The sequence below is a fragment of the Amnimonas aquatica genome, from assembly GCF_002943415.1.
Classification (GTDB): Bacteria; Pseudomonadota; Gammaproteobacteria; order Pseudomonadales; family Moraxellaceae; genus Perlucidibaca; species Perlucidibaca aquatica_A.
The window spans coordinates 1-1,837 of record NZ_PTQZ01000277.1 but is presented as its reverse complement, the minus strand read 5'-3'; the positions used below and the strand labels follow the sequence as shown (position 1 = coordinate 1,837).

Sequence of the window (1,837 nt, the reverse complement as noted above, 5' to 3'; positions counted from 1 at the left end):
CGCCGCCCAGCGCCGTCCAGCTCTGGCGGAAGCTGGCGAGGTCCTGGGCGCGGCTGGCGGTGAGCTGGAAGCGGCGCCCGGTATCGGAGTCGGCGACACCGCCCGGCACGTGGCAGATGCGGCAGTTGTCGAGACCGCCCTGAACGCGTTCCGCGAAGAATGCCTCGAGCGTGCGGCCGGCCGGCGGATCGCCGCCGCCATCGCCGCCATCGTCACCACCACCGCCGGGATCGCCGCCGCCGGCCGATCGCTTGCCGCCGCCGTAATCGCCGCAGGCGACCAGCAGCAGCGACAACAGCACGCAGAGCAGTCCATGATGGGCGCGGTGCATACATCCCTCGCAGGCCGGTGTGGACCGGGCATGGCCCCATCGGCTTTGTTGTTATTAGGTGACTTTTGTTGCCTTTTAAAGCAAGCGCGCCGCGCTGTCAAACCCCCCGCCGATCTTCGTACAATCCCAGCCCCCAAGCCGACCGCGGAGCGCCACGCCATGTCCCTCGCCGATACCTTCAGCCTCGCCGGCCGCACCTTCACCTCGCGCCTGCTGGTCGGCACCGGCAAGTACAAGGACATGGACGAGACCCGCGACGCCATCGCCGCCAGCGGCGCCGAGATCGTCACCGTGGCGGTGCGCCGCACCAACATCGGCCAGAACCCGGGCGAGCCCAACCTGCTCGATGTCATCTCCCCGGACCGCTACACCATCCTGCCCAACACCGCCGGCTGCTACACCGCCGATGAGGCCGTGCGCACCTGCCGCCTGGCACGCGAACTGCTGGACGACCACAAGCTGGTGAAGCTGGAAGTGCTGGGCGACCAGAAGACGCTGTACCCGAACATGCCGGAAACGCTGAAGGCCGCCGAGACGCTGGTGAAGGAGGGCTTCGAGGTCATGGTCTACTGCAGCGACGACCCCATCGCCGCACGCCTGTTCGCGCAGATGGGCTGCGTCGCGGTCATGCCGCTGGGCTCGCTGATCGGCTCCGGGCTGGGCATCGTCAACCCGTACAACCTGCGCATCATCCTGGAAGAGGCGACGGTGCCGGTGCTGGTCGACGCCGGGGTCGGCACCGCCTCGGACGCCGCCGTGGCCATGGAACTGGGCGTGGCGGGCGTGCTCATGAACACCGCCATCGCGGCGGCGGGCAATCCGGTGCTCATGGCTTCGGCCATGAAGAAGGCGGTGGAAGCCGGACGCGAAGCCTTCCTCGCCGGCCGCATGCCGCGAAAGCTCTACGCCAGCGCCTCCAGCCCGCTGGACGGCGTGGCCTTCCGCTGAGACGCCGCATAGCGCCTGCCCGCGATGTCTGCGCCGGGCATGGCGGACACGAAAAGGCCCGGCCCCGGAATATCCGGAGCCGGGCCTTTTCGTCACTGCTCAGCGGATCAGAGCAGCTCTTTCGGAATGTTGCCGCCGTTCTCGGCCAGCTTCTGCAGCACCGCCTTGTGCAGCGCGATGTTCTGCTCGGCGGTACCGCCGAAATCGCCGGCCAGGCCGACATCCTTCGCCAGCTCCTTGCGCGCGGTCAGGCTGCTATCGAGCCCGAGCAGCTTGAGCAGGTCGACGATCGAGGTCTTCCAGTTCAGCTTCTGGGCACTGGCGGCGGCGAGCGCCTCCAGCTTGGCGACGACATCGACCGCGGAGATCGCGGCAGGCGCCGGTGCAGCCGCCGCGATGGGCGCGGCCGCAGGGGCCGCCACCGGCTGGGCGGCAGGCTTGGCCGCCGGGGCTTCGCTCTTGCCGAGGCCCAGCTTGGACAGAATATTGCTGAAGAAACTCATGTCGGACTCCTGACTCGCTTGGGAAACATGGAGCCACACCATAACACCCGAGTTA

3 protein-coding genes are annotated in these 1,837 nt (G+C 68.3%); 1 reads left to right on the top strand and 2 read right to left on the bottom strand.

What is annotated here, in order from left to right; translation table 11 throughout:
• Positions 1–301, bottom strand: a 301-nt coding sequence (locus tag C5O18_RS09025; protein ID WP_206389830.1) for a hypothetical protein, incomplete at its 3' end; no start/stop codon positions are given.
• 189 nt (positions 302–490) lie between these two features.
• Here C5O18_RS09025 and C5O18_RS09020 point away from each other — a divergent pair.
• Complete coding sequence (locus C5O18_RS09020) at positions 491–1,279, top strand: thiazole synthase (protein ID WP_105193275.1); 789 nt, start codon at positions 491–493, stop codon at positions 1,277–1,279.
• 107 nt (positions 1,280–1,386) lie between these two features.
• Here C5O18_RS09020 and C5O18_RS09015 read toward each other — a convergent pair whose 3' ends face one another.
• Entirely contained in the window at positions 1,387–1,782 is a 396-nt protein-coding gene (locus tag C5O18_RS09015) for a DUF3597 domain-containing protein (protein ID WP_105193273.1), read from the bottom strand.
• Between the last annotated feature and the right edge of the window lie 55 nt (positions 1,783–1,837).

Bases quoted from the DNA above. Each gene is read 5' to 3' on its own strand.
- C5O18_RS09020 (WP_105193275.1), top strand. From the start codon at position 491: ATGTCCCTCGCCGATACCTTCAGCCTCGCCGGCCGCACCTTCACCTCG.
- C5O18_RS09015 (WP_105193273.1), bottom strand. From the start codon at position 1,782: ATGAGTTTCTTCAGCAATATTCTGTCCAAGCTGGGCCTCGGCAAGAGC.